Below are 20037 nucleotides of genomic sequence, written 5' to 3'. Positions count from 1 at the left end.
AAAGGAACTGGCCGATGAGGAGAGCTTCGGGGGGCAATCCCCTGCGGTGGGGCGCCGAGATCGGGGTCGGGCTGTACCGGTCCGTCGTGCTGACCGGGCTCACCTGCGTGATGGCCCTGGTCGCCGTGCCCGTCGGGGTGGGCGGCTCCGCGCTGGCCTACTCCTGGTCCGACGGGCTGTCCGCCCCGCTGGCCGTCCGTGCGCTGGCGACCCTCGGCGAGACCCTGGTGGTGATCCTCTGGGTCGCCGTGTCCCTGTGGGTCGTCCACCCGCTGACCAGCCGGGCCCTCGCCAAGGCCGCGCGCCGGTGCGCGGCGAACTGGCTCGACCTGGACATCCAGGTGACCTACCGTCCGGTCCCGCCGGTCACCAGGATGGCCACCGGCTTCTGGTGGGACGGCCACGAGTACCACAAGTCCGAGCGGGAGGCCCGCCGCCGCGCCAAGGTGCACGCCCGGTTCCACGACCCCCAGCTGCACTGGGACGGCATCTGGGCCCTGGTCGCCTCGGTCACCGTGCTGCCGGTCGCGGCCCTGCCGCTGCTCGCGCTCGGCTACGGCGGCTACATGGCGCTGACGCCCGGTCTGACCGGTTACGGCATCGGCGTGATCGTGGCCGGCCTGGCCTGCGCCCCCTTCGCCTGGCGGATACTCCGCCCCCTCGGACGCCGGTTCCTCGGGCCGGTCCCGAGCACCCGGCTCGGTCGGCGGGTGGAGGAACTGGAGGCCATCCGCGCCGACCTGACCCAGACCCAGGCCGCCGAGCTGGAGCGCATCGAGCGGGGCCTGCACGACGGCGCCCAAGCCCGACTGGTGGCCATGGGAATGTCGATGGGCGCCGCCGAGCAGCTCGTCGACACCAACCCCGAGGCCGCGAAGGCGATCCTCGCCGAGGCCCGCGCCACCTCGGCCACCGCGCTCGCCGAACTGCGCTCGCTCGTCCGCGGCATCAACCCGCCCGTCCTCGCCGAGCGCGGTCTGGTCGACGCCCTCCGGGCGCTCGCCCTCGACTCCTCCGTGGAGGTCGACGTCTTCAGCCAGGTGCCCTCGCGGCCGGAACGCCCCGTCGAATCGGCCGTCTACTTCTCCGTCGCCGAACTGCTGGCGAACGTGGCCAAGCACTCCCGCGCCGAACGGGTCAAGGTCGAACTCAGCTACGCCGCGAGGATGCTCACTGCTACGGTGAGCGACGACGGAATCGGCGGGGCCGCCGCGTCCACAGGGTCCGGGCTGAGTGGCATCGAGCGCCGCATGGCGGCCTTCGGCGGACGCCTGGAGATCGACAGCCCGGCCGGAGGACCTACTCGTATCACCGTGGCGGTGCCGTGCGAATTGTCGTAGCCGAAGACCTCTTCCTGCTCCGCGACGGGCTGGTGCGCCTCGTCGAGGCGTACGGCCACACCGTCGTCGCGGCCGTCGACTCGGGGCCGGCCACGCTCGACGCCCTGGTCAACCACCGGCCGGACGCGGCGATCGTGGACGTGCGGCTGCCGCCGACGTTCTCCGACGAAGGACTCCAGGCCGCGCTCTCCGCGCGCCGGGCCATCCCCGGGCTTCCGGTGCTGATCCTCTCCCAGCACGTGGAGCAGCTGTACGCGCGCGAGCTCCTCGCGGACGGGCACGGCGGCATCGGGTACCAGCTCAAGGACCGGGTGCTGGACGCCGGCCAGTTCATGGACGCCGTCCACCGCGTCGCCGACGGCGGCACCGCGCTCGACCCCACCGTCGTCGCCAAGCTGCTGGGCCGGCCCAAGCGGGCCGACCCCCTCGCCACCCTCACCGAACGGGAGCGCTCCATCCTCGCGCTGATGGCCGAGGGGCTCTCCAACACGGCGATCGCGAACCAGCTCTTCCTCAGCGAAGGCTCCATCAGCAAGTACACGACCACGATCTTCGCCAAGCTGGGGCTCGCCAACGACGACGACACCAACCGCAGGGTCCGGGCCGTCCTGACCTACCTCGGTGCCGACGGGCAGGGCGAGTAGGGGCGCCGGCCCGGTGCCGGCGGGCGCTGTGCCAGCAGGCCCGGTGGCGGCGGGGTCGGTGCCGGCGGGGTCGGTGGCGGCAGGCCCGGTGCCGGCGGGGTCGGTGGCGGCGGGGTCGGTGGCGGCAGGCCCGGTGCCGGCGGGCCCAGGCCCTGCGGGACACCCCCCGCAGGGCCGCCGAACGCGCCCGGCACCCGTCAACCGGCTGCTGCCGCCGCCTCGTTCCGGCACGCCGCGTCCCGGACGGCGGCGGCCAGTTCCCGCGGAGTGCGACGCTCGAACACCTCGGCGAGGCTGATCGACACGCCGCTGATGTTCTGGAACTCCTGCATCGCCAGGGCGGCCAGCATGGAGTTCCCGCCGGACGCGAAGAAGTCCGTGTCGGCGTCGAGGCCCTCGTCCTGAAGGATGCTCCGCCACAGCCCGGTCAGCTCGGCCGTCAGGTCGTCGACGTCCGGGCGGCCCTGGGAGACCGGGCCCGGCTGGTCCGGTGCGGACCGGGCCGCAGCCGTCCGCCGGGCCTCGACCATCCGCTGCAGCGCGGGGTAGTCGACCTTCCCGCTGCCGTTGACCGGCATCGAGTCGACCGTCACCAGCTCCCCCGGCAGCATCGACCGGGACAGCCGGGCACGGGCGTGCGCCCACACCCCCGCGACGTCGATCGGGCCGGCCGCCGGCTCCAGACAGCCGATGAGCACGGCGTCCGCGCTGGGATCGCCGACCATGATCACCGCGGCGCCGCCGACCTCGGGGTGGGCCAGCAGGGTCGCCTCGATCTCGCCGAGCTCGATCCGGTTGCCACGGAGCTTGACCTGACGATCACTCCGCCCGAACAGGTCGATCAGGCCGTCCGCACGCCAGCGGGCCACATCTCCCGTCCGGTAGAACCGGCCGTGCTCGGGGTGCTCGCCGAAGCGCTCCGCGTCGAGGTCAGGCCGGCCGTGGTAGCCGATCGCCACGCCGGCGCCCGAGATGCAGAGCTCCCCGCGGACACCGACCGGCAGTTCGCGACCGTGTCCGTCGACCACGTGCACCTTGGTGTTGCGGATGGGCCTGCCGACGTCCAGGCGGCCCTCCGGCCCGTCCAGCAGGACGCGTGACGTCGACCAGATGGTCGTCTCGGTGGGTCCGTACGCGTGGTGCAGCACACAGCCCGCCGCGATCAGCCGCTGGGCCAGGGGCAACGGCACGGGCTCACCGCCCACGATGACGCTGCGGCCGCGCAGCCGGTCCGCCACCCGGTCGATGACGAGCCGCCAGGTGGTCGGCGTCGCCTGGACGAACCGCGCCCCGTACCGCTCGATCAGCTCCCCCAGCACCCGGCCGTCGCTCCTGGCCCGGTCGGGGGCGGCCACCAGACGGCCACCGGAGACCAGTGGCACGAACAGTTCGAGGCCGGAGATATCGAACGCGAACGTCGTCGTCCACAGCGTCGTGTCACCGGCCGACGCACCGAACTGCTCGGCGAAGTGCGCGACCACGTTGGCCAGGGCCGCGTGGTCGATCAAGGTCCCCTTGGGCCGGCCGGTCGAGCCCGAGGTGTACATCAGGTAGGCACAGGCCTTCGGCTCCACGGCCACCGGCCCGACGTCGGCCGTACCCGCTTCCGGTGCGGCCTCGACGGGCGGCACGGCCTCGACAAGCGACGCGCCCTCGACGGACGGCACGGCCTCGACGGGCGGCACCGTCAGCACGGCCAGACCGTCCCCGGCGGCGTGCGCCAGGTCGCCGGCCTCGTCCGCGGTCGCGACCAGCACCCGCGCGGCCGAGTCGGAGAGCTGGTAGCGGATCCGCTCCTCGGGGTGGGCGGTGTCGACGGGCAGGTAGGCCGCGCCCGCCAGCCACGTCCCGAGGACCGCCGCGACCAGCTCGGGCCCGCGCGGGAGGGCCACCGCCACCACGTCCCCGGTGCGGACGCCGGCATCCCGCAGGAGGGCGCTCGTGGCACGGGCCGCGCACCAGAGCCGCCGGTACCCGATCGAACGGTCGCCCTCGACGACGGCCACGGCGTCGGGCGTACGCAGGACCTGCGCCCGGACGGCTTCGAGTACGGAGGCCGGCTCGACCGGCCGGGTGGTGTCGTTCGCCGCCCCGACGATCGCGCGGTCCCGCTCGCTCCACCACTCGACCTCGGCGACCGCGCGGTCCGGGGCGTCCGTGAACGAGCCCAGCACCGCCTCGAAGCGCGCCAACAGCAGCTCGGCCTGGGCCCGTTCGAACAGTTCGGTCCGGTAGACGGCCCGTAGTGCGATCGCGTCGTCCGTCGAGGTGACGCAGAGCTGGAGGTCGAACTTGCTGAAGCCGCTCACGACGGGGAGCGGCCTGGCCGCCAGGCCGCTGAGGGTGAACGCGGCTGGGCCGGTCCCCGCCCGGTGGTCGAACACGTGCCGGAACGGCAGGGACCGGCGGCCGGACCGCGCCGCGGGCATCAGGTCCCCCTGCGCGTCCACGGCCACGTCGGCGTGCGCCACTCCCGCGCGCAGCCGCTCGCTGCTGCGGAGCACCAAGCCGCGGACGCTCTCCTGCCGGTCCACCCGCAGCCGCAGCGGCACATGGGTGACGTGGTAGCCGATCGTGCGGGCGGCGTGCTCCGGCCGGACGTCGACCGGGAAGCCCACCAGCAGGTCGGGGCCGGCGCCGCAGGCCTCCAGCAGCACGTAGTAGGCGGCCAGCAGGACCGCCGGCTCGGGGACGCCGAGGTCGTCGGCGAGGCGGCGGACCCCGGCCACCGTGTGGGGCGACAGGGTGCGGTCGAGGTGCGCCGCCGCGAGCGTCGGCCGGTCCGGTTCGGGCTCGGTGCAGGACAGCTCCATGGTGTCGGTGGTCGCGCCGGCCAGCTCCTCGCGCCAGAAGGCGAGGCTCTCCGGGCTCGGGGCGGGCCCCGACCAGCCGGGCAGGGGCGCCTCCCGGTGCCCGCCGTCGGGGGCGTCCCCGTGCCGGGCGTCGGGGGCGTCCCCGTGCCGGGCGTCCCCGTCGGCGTTCTCGTCGGCGTCCCCGTCGGCGTTCTCGTAGGCGTTCTCGTAGGCGTCCGCCAGGTCCGCCAGGAGGAGCGGAACGGACGCCTCGTCGAAGACCAGTTGGTGGGCCGTCACGCAGACGACGTCCGTGTCCGGGGAGCGGAAGAGCACCGCGCGCAGCATCGGCCCGCCGTCCAGGGCGAACGGCGCGGCGGACACCGATGCGAGATCCGCCTCGGTGGGTTCGCCCGCCAGCTCGACCTGCGCCAGGTCCAGCCGGAACTCGTCCGGGCCGACCACGCGCTTGGCCGGCCGGGGGCCGTCGCCGCGGTAGACGGTGCGCAACGCCTCGTGGCGCCGCAGCACTGCGGCCAGCGCCGCGGCGAGCCGCGGCGGGTGCACCCGGCCCGCGACGGTGAACGCCGCGGACAGGTTGTTCACGGGAGTGCCCGGCACCAGCGACTCGAACAGCCACAGCGCTTCTTCCCTGGGGGAGACTCCCGCGTCGTCGCCCGGCTCCGCAGGCTTTCGCCCTTCCGCGGAAATCATCACGTCACTCCTCTACCAGTTGCCAGTCCGTTTGGTCCGCCGGCATTCCCGTCGCTGCTGCCGGAGCGCTGCTGCCGGATCGGTGCTGCCCGACTGCTCAGATCCCCAGCTCCTTGTCGATCAGGTCGAAGATCTCGTCGTCCGTCGCCCCGATGATGTCCTCGTCCGAGGGGGCAACCTCAGCAGCGGATCCGCCGTCCGCGTCCGTGCTGCGGAACTCCTCCAGGAGGTGTTCGAGACGACCCGTGATCTTCGCCTTCTGACCGCCCCGCCGGGCGATCGCGGTCAGCATGGACCTGAGCCGGTCGAGTTCGTCCAGCACCGGCTCGTAGTCGATCTCCTGCTCGGCGATCCGGTCCCGGAGGTACCGGGCGAGCTCGGCCGGCGTGGGGTAGTCGAAGACCACCGCGGCGGGCAGCCGCAACCCGAGGGCGCCGGTGATCCGGTTGCGGAACTCCAGGGCGGTCAGCGAGTCGAAGCCGAGCTGGCGGAAGTACCGGGTGGCCTCGATGGATTCGGCACCGGGCCGGTTGAGCACCAGGGCCGCCTGGCTCAGCACCAGGTTCAGGACCCTGTCCTCCAGCTGCTCGGGCGGGAGCGCGGCCAGCTGGTTCAGGAGGTTCTTCCCGGCTTCCGCGCCGAACCGTCCCACTGTGCGCCGCCCGGGGCGGACGAGCCCGGTCAGCAGGGCGGGGACGACGCTCCCCGGGCGGCGCAGCGCGGCCAGGTCCAGGCGCGCCGTCACCAGCAGGGGGTCGGCGGCGCGCACGGCCGCGTCCAGCAGGGCGAGCCCCTCGGACGCGGGCAGCGGCTTCAGGCCCTGGCGGGCCATCCGCTGACGGTCGGCCTCGGCGATGTCGCCGGCCATGCCCTGCTCCCACGGGCCCCACGCCAGCGACACACCGGGCAGGCCCAGCCGGCGCCGATGGGCAGCCAGGGCGTCCAGGAACGTGTTGCCCGCCGCGTAGTTGCCCTGCCCCGGAGTACCCCAGACGCCGGCCACCGACGAGAACAGGACGAAGGTGTCCACATCGAGGTCGCGGGTCAGCTCGTGCAGGTGCCAGGCGGCGTCGGCCTTCGGTCGCACCACCTGCTCGACCCGGTCGGGGGTGAGCGAGCCGATGACACCGTCGTCCAGCACGCCCGCCGTGTGCACGACCCCGGTGAGCGGCACGCCGTCCAGAACGCCCGCCAGCTGCCCGCGGTCGGCGGCGTCACACGCCACCACCCGCACGCTCGTCCCGGTGCCCGCCAACTCGGCGGCCAGAGCGGGCATTCCGGCGGCCGCCACGCCACGGCGGGAGGCCAGCAGGAGCCGTTCGGCCTGCCCGGTCACCGCAAGGTGCCGGGCGACCAGGCCGCCCAGCGCACCGGAGGCGCCGGTCACCAGCACCGTGGCCGGGCGGGTGGCGGCGGGCCGGGCGGGGGCGTCCACGCCGACCGCACGCGCCAGCCGCGGCACCCGCACCTCCCCGCCGCGCACCGCGAACTCGCGCTCCCCCAGCGCCGTTCCGGCCACCACCAGAGACCCGGAGTCCGCGAGCACCTCCACGTCGGCCAGTACGAGCCGTTCCGGATGCTCACCGGCTGCGGCACGCACCAGCCCGACGACGCCCGCGCTCTCCAACCGCACGCCCGCGCCGTGGCCCGGGTCCGCGTCGGAATCCGCGTCCACGCCGGGATCCGCGTCCACGCCGCGCTCGGTCACCACGACCAGCCGCGATCCGTCGAGCGCACCGACGGACAGGCAGTCCTGGAGCGCACCCAGCACGCGCAGCACGGCGGCCCGGGCCGCTGCCGGGACGTCTTCGGAGTCTTCGCCGGCGGAGGCGGAAGCGGCGGAGCTGGAAGCGGCGGAGCTGGCAGCGGCGAAGCCGGAAGCGGCGCTGCCGGGGGCAGCGGCTCCGGCAGCAGCGGTCCCCGGGGTGCCGGCGGGGACGCAGCAGACGACCACGACCTCGGGCACAGCTGCCCCCGCCTCCACCGCCGCGACCAGGTCCGGCACGTCCGCGTACGCCACGGCACCAGGCACGGCCAGGCCACCGTCGTCGCCGAGCACGGCCCACGGACGGCTCGGTTCACCGACCGCCCGGTTTCCGGCGACCGGCACCCAGTCCAGCCGGAAGAGCCCGTCGCGGGCGACCCCCGCGGCCTGCTCCAAGGCGCCGGGGGGCAGCGCTCCGAGCACCACCGATCCGGCCGAGGCGACCGGCTGTCCGGCCTGGTCCGCCAGGGCCACCGCCACGCCCTCGCCCGAGGCCGAGGGCGCCACCCGGATCCGCACCGCCATCGCGCCCGACGCCTGAACGTTCACGTCACTCCACGCGACGGGCAAGAAGACACCTTCCCCGGCCGCCCGTTCCAGGTGTTCCAGGGCGACGGGTTGCAACGCCGCGTCCAGCAGGACGGGGTGCACCCCGAACCCGGACACCTCGGTCCCCTCGGCCAGGGCCACCTCCGCGAACACCTCGTCGCCGCGCCGCCACGCCGTCCGCACCGCCCGGAACGTCGGCCCGTACTCATGGCCGGCGGCTGCCAGCCGCTCGTACAACGCGTCCACGTCGACCGGCTCGGCGCCCGTCGGCGGCCACTGCACGGCCCATGCCGGCGTGTCCGCGACGGCGTCGCCGTCCGCGTCGTCCGGGGCCAGGGTGCCGGACGCGTGCCGAACCCACTCCCCCTCGGCCGCCCGAGCGAACAGCGCGACCTCCCGCAGTCCGGCGGAATCGGGCTCCCCGACGGTCACCTGGATGCGCACGGCGCCGCGCTCGGGCAGCACCAACGGCACCTCGACGGTCAGTTCCTCGACCCGGCCGCAGCCGGCCTCGTCACCGGCCCGCACGGCGATGTCGACCAGCGCGCCCACGGGTACCACCACACGGCCGGTCAGGAGCGACTGGGCCAGCCAAGGCTGGGCGGACAGGGCCAGTTGCCCGGTCAGCACCACACCGCCGGTCGCCGGCAGTTCGACGGCCGCCCCCAGGAGCGGGTGGGCGGGCGTGCCGAGGCCGAGATCTTCGGCGCGGCTGGCGGCGGTGACGTTCAGCCAGTAGCGCTGCCGTTGGAAGGCGTAGGTGGGCAGGTCGACGCGCTGGGCGCCGGTGCCTGCGAAGACCTTCTCCCACTCGACCGCAAGACCGCGTACGAACACCTTGGCGAGCGCGGTGAGCAGCGCGCGGGGTTCGTCCCGGCCCCGGCGCAGCAGGGGGAGCCAGAGTTCGTCGGCCGTTTCGGCGTCGGTGTCGGGGCGGGTTTGGGGGCCCATGCCGGACAGGACGCCGTCGGGGCCGATCTCGATGAATGTGCGAACACCGCTGGTGCGTAGAGCGTTCGCGGCGTCGCTGAAGCGGACGGCCTCGCGGACGTGCTTCACCCAGTACGCCGGGTCCGTGACCTCGTCCGTCACCGGCTCACCGGTCAACGCGGACACGACAGTGAGCTTGGGTGTCCGGTAGGCGACCGAGGCCACGACCCGCGCGAACTCCTCCAACATCGGTTCCATCAACGGCGAATGGAACGCGTGCGAAACCTGCAACCGCTTGGTCCGCGCCCCACCCGCAGCCAACTCGGCAACAGCGGCGAGGACTTCCTCCTCGACACCGGAAACCACCACAGCCCTCGGGCCGTTCACCGCCGCGACACCCACACCCGGACGGCCCGCGATCGCCGCAACAACCTCCGCCTCCGTCGCCTCCACCGCCACCATCGCCCCACCAGGCGGCAGTTGCTGCATCAACCGACCCCGCGCGGCAACCACCGCACACGCGTCCTCCAACGACCACACCCCAGCCACATGCGCAGCCGCCAACTCACCGATCGAATGCCCCGCCACCACCTGCGGCGACACACCCCACGACTCCAACAACCGGAACAACGCCACCTCAACCGCGAACAGAGCCGGCTGCGCCCACCCCGTGTCATCAATCCGACCCCCACCCTCAACCTCACCGCGCACCACCGCCGCCAGCGAACCATCCAGATGCTCGGCCAGCCCCGCACACACCGCATCGAAAGCCTGCGCGAACACCGGGAACGCCGCGTACAAGCCCTGGCCCATCCCCACCCGCTGGGCACCCTGCCCGGTGAACACGAACCCGACCTTCCCCACGCCCCCCACAACGCCGGACACCACACCCGGCACCTCACGCCCCTCGGCCAACGCCCCCAACCCGGCCGCCAGTTCGTCGCGATCCGCCCCCAGCACCACCGCCCGGTGCTCCAACGCCGCACGCGACGTCGCCAACGACCAACCCACACCGGCGGCGTCCACATCCCGGCCCTGCACGAAGCCCGCCAGCCGCTCCGCCTGCCCCGCAAGACCCGCCGCCGAACGCCCCGACACCACCCACGGCACCACCGGCAGCACCACACCGCCACCACCGGAGACCGGAGCCTCCTGCTCGGGCGCCTGCTCGATGATCACGTGCGCATTGGTCCCGGAGAACCCGAACGACGACACACCCGCACGCCGCGGACGCTCACCCGTCTCCGGCCAAACCGTCTCCTCCGTCACCAGCCGGACCGCACCCGACTCCCAATCCACATGCGAGGACGGCTCATCCACATGCAGCGTCGCCGGCACCACACCGTTCCGCATCGCGGAGACCATCTTGATGACACCCGCGACACCGGCAGCCGCCTGCGCGTGGCCGATGTTGGACTTCACCGAACCGAGCAGCAACGGCCGGTCCACCGGCCGCCCCTGGCCGTAGGTCGCCAGCAGCGCCTGCGCCTCGATCGGATCACCCAGCCGGGTGCCCGTCCCGTGGCCCTCGACCACATCCACATCACTCGCCGACAGGCCCGCACTGGCCAGAGCCGCCCGGATCACCCGCTGCTGCGACGGCCCGTTCGGCGCCGTCAAACCATTCGACGCACCATCCTGGTTCACCGCCGTCCCCGCCACCACCGCAAGCACCTTGTGCCCATTTCGGCGTGCGTCCGACAGCCGCTCCAACACCAGCACGCCGACGCCCTCACCCCACCCGGTGCCGTCCGCCGACTCCGCATAAGCCTTGCAACGCCCGTCAGCGGCAAGGCCGCCCTGCTTGGTGAAGTCGATGAAGGTGCCCGGCGTCGACATCACGTTCACGCCACCGGCCAGTGCCAGCGAACTCTCACCCGAACGCAGCGACTGGCACGCCAGGTGCAACGCCACCAGCGACGACGAGCAGGCCGTGTCCACCGTCACCGCCGGACCCTCCAGACCCAGCGCATACGCCACCCGACCCGAAGCAACCGAGCCCGTGCCACCCGTGCCGAGATACCCCTCGATCTCCTCCGGCACGAAGTGCGAAGGCAGGTAGTCGTGGTAGAAGAGGCCCGCGAACACACCCGTCGCACTGCCCCGCAACGCCGTCGGATCGATCCCCGCGTCCTCCAACGCCTCCCACGACGTCTCCAACAGCAACCGCTGCTGCGGATCCATCGCCACCGCCTCACGCGGACTGATCCCGAAGAACTCCGCATCGAAGTCGGCAGCGTCGTAAAGGAATCCGCCCTCCCGGGAGACGCTCTTGCCCGCCGCCTCCGGATCCGGGTCGTAGACGTCCGTCGCCCAGCCCCGGTCGGCGGGGAACTCGCCGATGGCGTCCGATCCCGACTCGAGCAGCTTCCAGAAGTCGGCGGGGGACGACACACCGCCCGGGAACCGGCACGCCATTCCGACGATCACCAGGCGGTCCTCATCGACCGGAACAGCCCGGGCCACCGGCCGTGCCGGGTCCGCCGACGCGGAACCGTGGTCGCCGAACAGCTCGCCCAGCACGAACCCGGCCAGTGCCGCCGGGGTCGGGTAGTCGAAGACCGCGGTGGCCGGCAGGCGCAGGCCCGTGGCGTTGCTGAGCCGGTTGCGCAGCTCGACGGCGGTGAGCGAGTCGAACCCGACGTCGCGGAAGGACCGTTCCGCATCCAGGCTGCCCGGGCCGGCCATGCCCAGCACCAGAGCTGCCTGCGACAGGACGCGCTCCCGCACGGCCTCGCGCCGTTCTTCCGGGCCCAACGCGGCCAGTCGGGCGGCCAGCACGTTCTGGTCACCGGCGGCGGGCTGACCGACCGTCCGGCGGGTGTGCGAGCCCACTCGCGTCGCACGGACCAGGCCGGACAGGAGTGGCGGGACGTCGCCGGAGCGCCGGACCGCGGTCAGGTCCAACTCGGCTGCCACCAGCAGTGCTTCGGACCGGTTGAGGCCCGCGTCCAGGACGGCGAGCCCCCGTGCGTCGGACAACGCACGCATGCCCTGGCGAGCCATCCGCCGGCGGTCCGCATCAGAGAGTTCACCCGCCATGCCGTGCTCCCACGGCCCCCAGGCCAAGGACATCGCCGGCAGGCCGAGGTGACGCCGATGAGCGGCCAGCGCGTCCAGGAAGGTGTTACCGGCCGCGTAGTTGGCCTGTCCCGCGTTGCCGACCACACCGGCGATGGACGAGAACAGGACGAAGGTGTCCAGGTCGAGGTCGCGGGTCAACTCGTGCAGGTGCCACGCCGCGTCGACCTTCGGCCGCATCACCGCCGCCACCCGCTCCGGAGTCAGCGAGGCAAGAAGAGCGTCATCAAGGACGCCCGCCACATGGACCACGCCCGTCAGCGGCACACCCTTCAGCACATCCGCGAGTTCCTCGGGATCGGCGACATCACAGGCCGCAACGCTGACCTCGACACCCAACTCCTTCAGCTCACCCACCAGTTCCGGCATCCCGGAGACATCGATGCCCCGACGCGAGACCAGCAGCAGCCGCTCCGCCCGCCCGGTCGCCGCGAGATGCCGGGCCACCAGGCCGCCCAGCGCCCCGGAAGCACCCGTCACCAGCACCGTGCCCGCACGCCTCTCGGTTGCAGCCGGAGCAGCCACCGACGACACCCGCACAAGCCTCGGCACCCGCACCTGACCCGCCCGCACCGCGAACTGCCACTCACCGGACGCCACACCCGCCCGCAAGCCCGCCACCGCCTCATCGGACAACTCGTCCACGTCCACCAGCACCAGCCGGCCCGGATGCTCCGACTGCGCCACCCGCACGAGCCCCCAAACCGGCGCCGCCGTGACCTCGATCGGCGCCTCCGGGCCGGCATCCACAGCGCGCTCGGTCACCACCACCAGCCGAGAACCGGACAGCACGTCCGCAGCCAGCCACTCCTGCACCAGCCCCAGCGCGCCGACCGCAACACCGCGCGCCGCAGCCGCGACACCCTCAACCCCCGACTCGGGCGCGACCCGCACCACCACAACCTCGGGCACGGACTCACCCGCACCAACAGCAGCCCGCAGCGCCGCCAGATCGGCGTACGAAACGGCGCCCGCCAGTTCGCCGCCCCCGAGCACAGCCCAACGGCCACTCTCACCACCGGAGTCCACTGCCAGATCCGGGACCCACTCCACCCCGAACATCGACTCACCCGCAGGGCCCGCACCACCCGCCAGGTCCTCGGCCGAGGCAGCCCTCAGCACCAACGACCCCACGGACGCCACCAGCTCGCCCGCAGCGTCGGCCAGGGTCACCGAGACGCCGTCGCCCGAAGCCACCGGCGCCACGCGCACCCGTGCCGCCACTGCGCCCGAAGCGTGCAGCGCCACGTCGTTCCACGCGAAGGGCAGTGTCAGACCTTCGCCATCGGTCCTCAGAGCCGCCACATGCAGCGCGCTGTCCAGCAGGGCGGGGTGCAGACCGAAGCCGGCGGCGCCCGCGCCGTCCGGCAGCGCCACCTCGGCGAACAGCTCCTCGCCGCGCCGCCAGGCCGCCCGCAGGCCCTGGAAGACCGGCCCGTAGGAGAGGCCACGGCCGGCCAGCGCCGGGTAGAAGCCGTCCAGGTCCACGGCTTCCGCACCAGTCGGGGGCCACTCGGTCAGCGCAGTGTCGACAAGCGAAGCAGCCGAGGCGGCCAGCGAACCAGTCGCATGACGGATCCACTGCTCCTCGAACGTCGCCTCCTCGACCTGGGCGTAGACGGCTACCGCGCGGCGACCGGACTCGTCCGCCTCGTCCACCGTGACCTGCACCCGGACGCCGCCCTGGGACGGGAGCACCAGCGGCGCCTCGATGACCAGTTCCTCGACCCGGCCGCAGCCGGCCTCGTCACCGGCCCGCACCGCCATCTCGACCAACGCGGCCCCGGGAACGATCACCTGGCCGGCGACCACGTGATCGGCCAGCCACGGCTGCCCGGCGAGAGACAACCGCCCGGTCAGCACCAGACCACCACTGGCCGGCAACGTCACCGCCGCCCCCAACAAGGGGTGGCGCGCCGGGGACTGGCCCAACCCGGCCGCGTCCACCACGGCGGTACCGATCGGCAGCCAGTAGTGCTGCCGCTGGAAGGCGTAGGTGGGCAGGTCGACGCGCTGGGCGCCGGTGCCTGCGAATACCTTCTCCCACTCGACGGCCAGACCCCGTACGAACGCCTTCGCGAGCGCGGTGAGCAGAGCCCGGGGTTCGTCCCGGCCCCGGCGCAGCAGGGGGAGCCAGAGTTCGTCGGCCGTTTCGGCGTCGGTGTCGGTGCGGGTTTGGGGGCCCATGCCGGACAGGACGCCGTCGGGGCCGATCTCGATGAACGTGCGAACACCGCTGGCACGCAAGGCGTTCGCGGCGTCGCTGAAGCGGACGGCCTCGCGGACGTGCTTCACCCAGTACGCCGGGTCCGTGACCTCGTCCGTCACCGGCTCACCGGTCAACGCGGACACGACAGTGAGCTTGGGCGTCCGGTAGGCGACCGAGGACACGACCCGCGTGAACTCCTCCAGCATCGGTTCCATCAACGGCGAATGGAACGCGTGCGAAACCTGCAACCGCTTGGTCCGCACCCCACCCGCAGCCAACTCCGCGACAGCCGCGAGGACTTCCTCCTCGACACCGGAAACCACCACAGCCCTCGGGCCGTTCACCGCCGCGACACCCACACCCGGGCGGCCCGCGATCGCCGCGACAACCTCCGCCTCCGTCGCCTCCACCGCCACCATCGCCCCACCAGGCGGCAACTGCTGCATCAACCGACCCCGCGCGGCAACCACCGCACACGCGTCCTCCAACGACCACACCCCAGCCACATGCGCAGCCGCCAACTCACCGATCGAATGCCCCGCCACCACCTGCGGCGACACACCCCACGACTCCAACAACCGGAACAACGCCACCTCGATGGCGAACAGGGCCGGCTGCGCCCACCCCGTGTCATCGATCCGACCCCCACCCCCACCCTCAACCTCACCGCGCACCACCGCCGCCAACGAACCATCCAGATGCTCGGCCAGCCCCGCACACACCGCATCGAAGGCCTGCGCGAACACCGGGAACGCGGCATACAAGCCCTGGCCCATCCCCACCCGCTGGGCACCCTGCCCGGTGAACACGAACCCGACCTTGCCCACGCCACCCACAACGCCGGACACCACACCCGGCACCTCACGCCCCTCGGCCAACGCCCCGAGCCCGGACGCCAGTTCGTCGCGATCCGCCCCCAGCACCACCGCCCGGTGCTCCAACGCCGCCCGCGACGTCGCCAACGACCAACCCACACCGGCAGCGTCCACATCCCGGCCCTGCACGAAACCCGCCAACCGCTCCGCCTGCCCCGCAAGACCCGCCGCCGAACGCCCCGACACCACCCACGGCACCACCGGCAGCGCCCGGCCATCCGGACCAGGCGCAGCAGCCTCCTCCGCAGGCGCCTGCTCGATGATCACGTGCGCGTTGGTCCCGGAGAACCCGAACGACGACACACCCGCACGCCGCGGACGCTCACCCGTCTCCGGCCACGGCACCGCCGAGGTCACCAGCTTGACCGCACCCGACTCCCAAGCGATGCGCGAGGATGGCGAATCCACGTGCAGCGTCGCCGGCACGATCCCGTGCTGCATCGCGGTGACCATCTTGATGACACCCGCGACACCGGCAGCCGCCTGCGCGTGGCCGATGTTGGACTTCACCGAACCGAGCAGCAACGGCCGTTCCGTCGGCCGTTCCTGGCCGTAGGTCGCCAGCAGCGCCTGCGCCTCGATCGGGTCACCCAGCCGGGTGCCCGTGCCATGCCCCTCGACCACGTCGACACCGTCTGCACCCACCCCGGCGCTCGCCAGCGCGGCACGGATCACCCGCTGTTGGGAGGGACCGTTGGGCGCGGTCAGGCCGTTGGAGGCGCCGTCCTGGTTGACCGCCGTACCGGTCACCACCGCAAGCACCTTGTGCCCGTTGCGGCGTGCGTCCGACAGCCGCTCCAGCACCAGCACGCCGACACCCTCACCCCACCCGGTGCCGTCCGCCGACTCCGCGTACGCCTTGCAACGCCCGTCGGCCGCAAGGCCGCGCTGGCGGGAGAAGTCAATGAATGTGCTGGGTGTCGACATCACGGTCACACCGCCGGCCAGTGCCAGCGAACTCTCACCCGAACGCAGCGACTGGCACGCCAGGTGCAACGCCACCAGCGACGACGAACAGGCCGTGTCCACCGTCACCGCCGGACCCTCCAGACCCAGCGCATACGCCACCCGACCGGAGACGACCGACCCCATGCCACCGGTGCCGAGGTACCCCTCGGCCTCCTCCGGCACCGGGTGGAACGACAGGTAGTCGTGGTAGAAGAGCCCCGCGAACACACCCGTCGCACTGCCCCGCAACCCCGTGGGATCGATCCCCGCGTCCTCCAACGCCTCCCACGACGTCTCCAGCAGCAACCGCTGCTGCGGATCCATGACGAGCGCCTCACGCGGACTGATCCCGAAGAACTCCGCGTCGAACTCCCCCGCGTCGTAGAGGAATCCGCCCTCACCCGACACGCTCTTGCCGACCGCCTCCGGATCCGGGTCGACCAGATCGCCGGGCCAGCCACGGTCCGTCGGGAAGTGACCGATCGCGTCCTTGCCCGACGCCACCAGCTCCCAGAGTTCCTCCGGCGACGACACACCACCCGGGAACCGGCACGCCATCCCGACGAGGGCCACGGGTTCCTGCTGTCGGCCCTCTACTTCACGCAGGCGCTCCCGGGTCTGGGCAAGGTCGGTGGTGACCCGCTTGAGGTAGTCACGGAGCTTCTCTTCGTTCGCCATCCGAATGGACGCCTTCCTCATTACGCACGGTGGTACGGCGACGTACTCAGAGCCCGAGCTGGTTGTCGATGAAGTCGAACATGTCGTCGTCACTGGCCGACTGGATCTTGTCGGCGACCGAGACACCGTCGTCGTCGCCCTCGCCGGATCCAGCGGTGTCGCTCAGCACGGAGAGGATGTCCTTGAGCCGCGCCGTCACCCGCGCCCGGGCGGTCTCGTCGCCCAGGAGTTCGGTGAGCGACGCTTCGAGCCTGTCGAGTCCCGAGTAGGCCGAGAGAGCGGCTGACTCCTCGGCGGCGGCCGACCCGAACATCTCCTCGGTCACGAAGTCGGCCAGTGCGGTCGGGCTCGGGTAGTCGAAGACCGCGGTGGCCGGCAGGCGCAGGCCCGTGGCACTGTTCAACCGGTTGCGCAGCTCGACGGCGGTAAGGGACTCGAACCCGACGTCGCGGAAGGACCGTTCCGCATCCAGGCTGCCCGGGCCGGCCATGCCCAGCACCAGGGCTGCCTGCGAAAGGACCAACTCCCGCACGGCCTCGCGTCGTTCGTCCGGGCCCAGCGCGGCCAGCCGGGCGGCCAGCCCGTTCTGGTCACCGGCGCCGGGCTCCGCGACCGATCGGCGGGCGGACCCGCCGGCACGCGATCCGCGCACCAGGCCGGACAGGAGTGGCGGGACGTCGCCGGAGCGTCGCACCGCGGGCAGGTCCATCTCGGCTGCCACCAGCAGTGCTTCGGACCGGTCGACGGCCGCGTCCAGGACGGCGAGCCCCCGTGCGTCGGACAACGCACGCATGCCCTGGCGAGCCATCCGCCGGCGGTCCGCATCGGAGAGTTCACCCGCCATGCCGTGCTCCCACGGCCCCCAGGCGAGGGACGTGGCGGGCAGGCCGAGGTGACGCCGATGAGCGGCCAGCGCGTCCAAGAAGGTGTTACCGGCCGCGTAGTTGGCCTGACCGGCGTTGCCGACCACACCGGCGATGGACGAGAACAGGACGAAGGTGTCCAGGTCGAGGTCGCGGGTCAACTCGTGCAGGTGCCACGCCGCGTCGACCTTCGGCCGCATCACCGCCGCCACCCGCTCCGGAGTCAGCGAGGCAAGAAGAGCGTCATCAAGGACGCCCGCCACATGGACCACGCCCGTCAGCGGCACACCCTTCAGCACATCCGCGAGTTCCTCGGGATCGGCGACATCACAGGCCGCAACGCTGACCTCGACACCCAACTCCTTCAGCTCACCCACGAGTTCCGGCATCCCGGAGACATCGATGCCCCGACGCGAGACCAGCAGCAGCCGCTCCGCCTGCCCGGTCGCCGCGAGATGCCGGGCCACCAGGCCGCCCAGCGCCCCGGAAGCACCCGTCACCAGCACCGTGCCCGCACGCCTCTCGGTTGCAGCCGGAGCAGCCACCGACGACACTCGCACAAGCCTCGGCACCCGCACCTGACCCGCCCGCACCGCGAACTGCCACTCGCCGGACGCCACACCCGCCCGCAAGCCCGCCACCGCCTCATCGGACAACTCGTCCACATCCACCAGCACCAGCCGGCCCGGATGCTCCGACTGCGCCACCCGCACGAGCCCCCAAACCGGCGCCGCCGTGACCTCCACCGGCGCCTCCGGACCCGCGTCCACAGCGCGCTCGGTCACCACCAGCAGCCGAGAACCGGACAGCACATCTGCAGCCAGCCACTCCTGCACCAACCCCAGCACACCGACCGTGACACCGCGCGCCGCAGCCGCGACACCCTCAACCCCCGACTCAGGCACGGCCCGCACCACCACAACCTCAGGCACGGACTCACCCGCACCAACAGCAGCCAGCAGCGCCGCCAGATCGGCGTACGAAACGGCGCCCGGCAACTCGCCCCCGAGCACAGCCCAACGGTCGCTCATGTCAGTGGGGTTCACGGCAAGGGTCGGGGCCCACTCCACCCCGAACAGGTCGTCGCGAACCGGCGCCGCAGCGGCGAACGGCCGCAGGACCACAGAGCCCACCGACGCGATCAGTCCGCCGGTGGTGTCGGCCAGCGTCACCGACACGCCCTCACCGGAGGCCGACGGCGCCACGCGCACCCGCGCCGCCACCGCATCCGCCGCGTGCACGACCACATCGCCCCAGGCGAACGGGACTTCAGCCCGGTCGTGTCGTTCTCCGACGCCCCCGATCACATGCAGGGAGGCGTCCAGCAGGGCAGGGTGCAGCCCGAAGCCGGCCGCACTCACGCCGTCCGGCAGCACGATCTCGGCGAACAGCTCGTCGCCACGCCGCCACACCGCCTGCGTGCCCCGGAACGCCGGGCCGTAGGCGAGGCCGCGGTCGGCCAGCCCAGGGTAGAACCCGCTCACGTCCACGGCTTCGGCGCCAGCCGGGGGCCACTGCGCCAGATCGGCGTCGCCGTCGGCGGAGCTGTGCACCGGGGCCAGGACACCGGCGGCGTGCCGGATCCACTCCTCCTCCGGCATCGCGTTCTCGACTTGGGCGTAGACGGCCACCGCGCGGCGACCGGACTCGTCCGCCTCGTCCACGGTGACCTGCACCCGGACGCCGCCCTGGGACGGGAGCACCAGGGGCGCCTCGATCAGCAGTTCCTCGACCCGGCCGCAGCCGGCCTCGTCACCGGCCCGTACCGCCATCTCGACCAACGCGGCGCCCGGTACAACGGGCTGCCCGTCCACCGCGTGATCGGCCAGCCACGGCTGTGCCGCGAGCGACAACCGCCCGGTCAGCGCCAGACCACCACTGGCGGGCAGCGTCACTGCCGCACCCAGCAACGGGTGGCCCGGGTTCTCCAGGCCGAGGTCCTCGGCGCGGCTGGCGGCGGTGACGTTCAGCCAGTAGCGCTGACGTTGGAAGGCGTAGGTGGGCAGGTCGACGCGCTGGGCGCCGGTGCCTGCGAAGACCTTCTCCCACTCGACCGCCAGACCCCGTACGAACACCTTGGCGAGCGCGGTGAGCAGAGCACGGGGCTCGTCCCGGCCCCGGCGCAGCAGGGGCAGCCAGAGTTCGTCGGCCGTTTCGGCGTCGGTGTCGGTGCGGGTTTGGGGGCCCATGCCGGACAGGACGCCGTCGGGGCCGATCTCGATGAACGTGCGAACACCGCTGGCACGCAGAGCGTTCGCGGCGTCGCTGAAGCGGACGGCCTCGCGGACGTGCTTCACCCAGTACCCCGGATCCGTGACCTCGTCCGTCACCGGCTCACCGGTCAACGCGGACACGACAGTGAGCTTGGGTGTCCGGTAGGCGACCGAGGCCACGACCCGCGCGAACTCCTCCAACATCGGTTCCATCAACGGCGAATGGAACGCGTGCGAAACCTGCAACCGCTTGGTCCGCGCCCCACCCGCAGCCAACTCGGCAACAGCGGCGAGGACTTCCTCCTCGACACCGGAAACCACCACAGCCCTCGGGCCGTTCACCGCCGCGACACCCACACCCGGACGGCCCGCGATCGCCGCAACAACCTCCGCCTCCGTCGCCTCCACCGCCACCATCGCCCCACCAGGCGGCAGT

Annotated in this window: 5 protein-coding genes; 2 read left to right on the top strand and 3 right to left on the bottom strand. The window is 72.7% G+C overall.

Features of this window, described 5'->3' with window-relative positions:
- The first annotated feature begins 14 nt into the window (after positions 1–14).
- Both LN042_RS33935 and LN042_RS33930 read left to right on the top strand, forming a co-directional pair.
- Positions 15–1340 carry a sensor histidine kinase gene (locus LN042_RS33935; RefSeq protein WP_230055302.1) on the top strand — a complete coding sequence of 442 codons (1326 nt, stop codon included), beginning with the start codon at positions 15–17 and terminating at the stop codon, positions 1338–1340.
- On the top strand, positions 1325–1984 hold the full coding sequence (locus LN042_RS33930) for a response regulator transcription factor (RefSeq protein ID WP_230055301.1): 660 nt from the start codon (positions 1325–1327) through the stop codon (positions 1982–1984). The genes LN042_RS33935 and LN042_RS33930 overlap by 16 nt, the downstream gene beginning before the upstream one ends.
- Before the next feature lie 197 nt (positions 1985–2181).
- Here the strand turns inward: LN042_RS33930 and LN042_RS33925 are convergent, their stop codons facing one another.
- The 3 genes from LN042_RS33925 to LN042_RS33915 all read right to left on the bottom strand — a co-directional run.
- Entirely contained in the window at positions 2182–5490 is a 3309-nt protein-coding gene (locus LN042_RS33925; RefSeq protein ID WP_230055300.1) for a non-ribosomal peptide synthetase, read from the bottom strand.
- A 97-nt stretch (positions 5491–5587) separates the two neighbouring features.
- The gene (locus tag LN042_RS33920; protein ID WP_372495867.1) at positions 5588–16531 is read right to left on the bottom strand and encodes an SDR family NAD(P)-dependent oxidoreductase; all 10944 of its coding nucleotides are present in this window, start codon (positions 16529–16531) and stop codon (positions 5588–5590) included.
- A gap of 40 nt (positions 16532–16571) precedes the next feature.
- Positions 16572–20037, bottom strand: a 3466-nt coding sequence (locus LN042_RS33915) for an SDR family NAD(P)-dependent oxidoreductase (protein WP_230055298.1), incomplete at its 5' end; no start/stop codon positions are given.

This window comes from Kitasatospora humi (assembly GCF_020907985.1).
Classification (GTDB): Bacteria; Actinomycetota; Actinomycetes; order Streptomycetales; family Streptomycetaceae; genus Kitasatospora; species Kitasatospora humi.
This window is presented reverse-complemented; position numbering and strand designations above follow the sequence as displayed.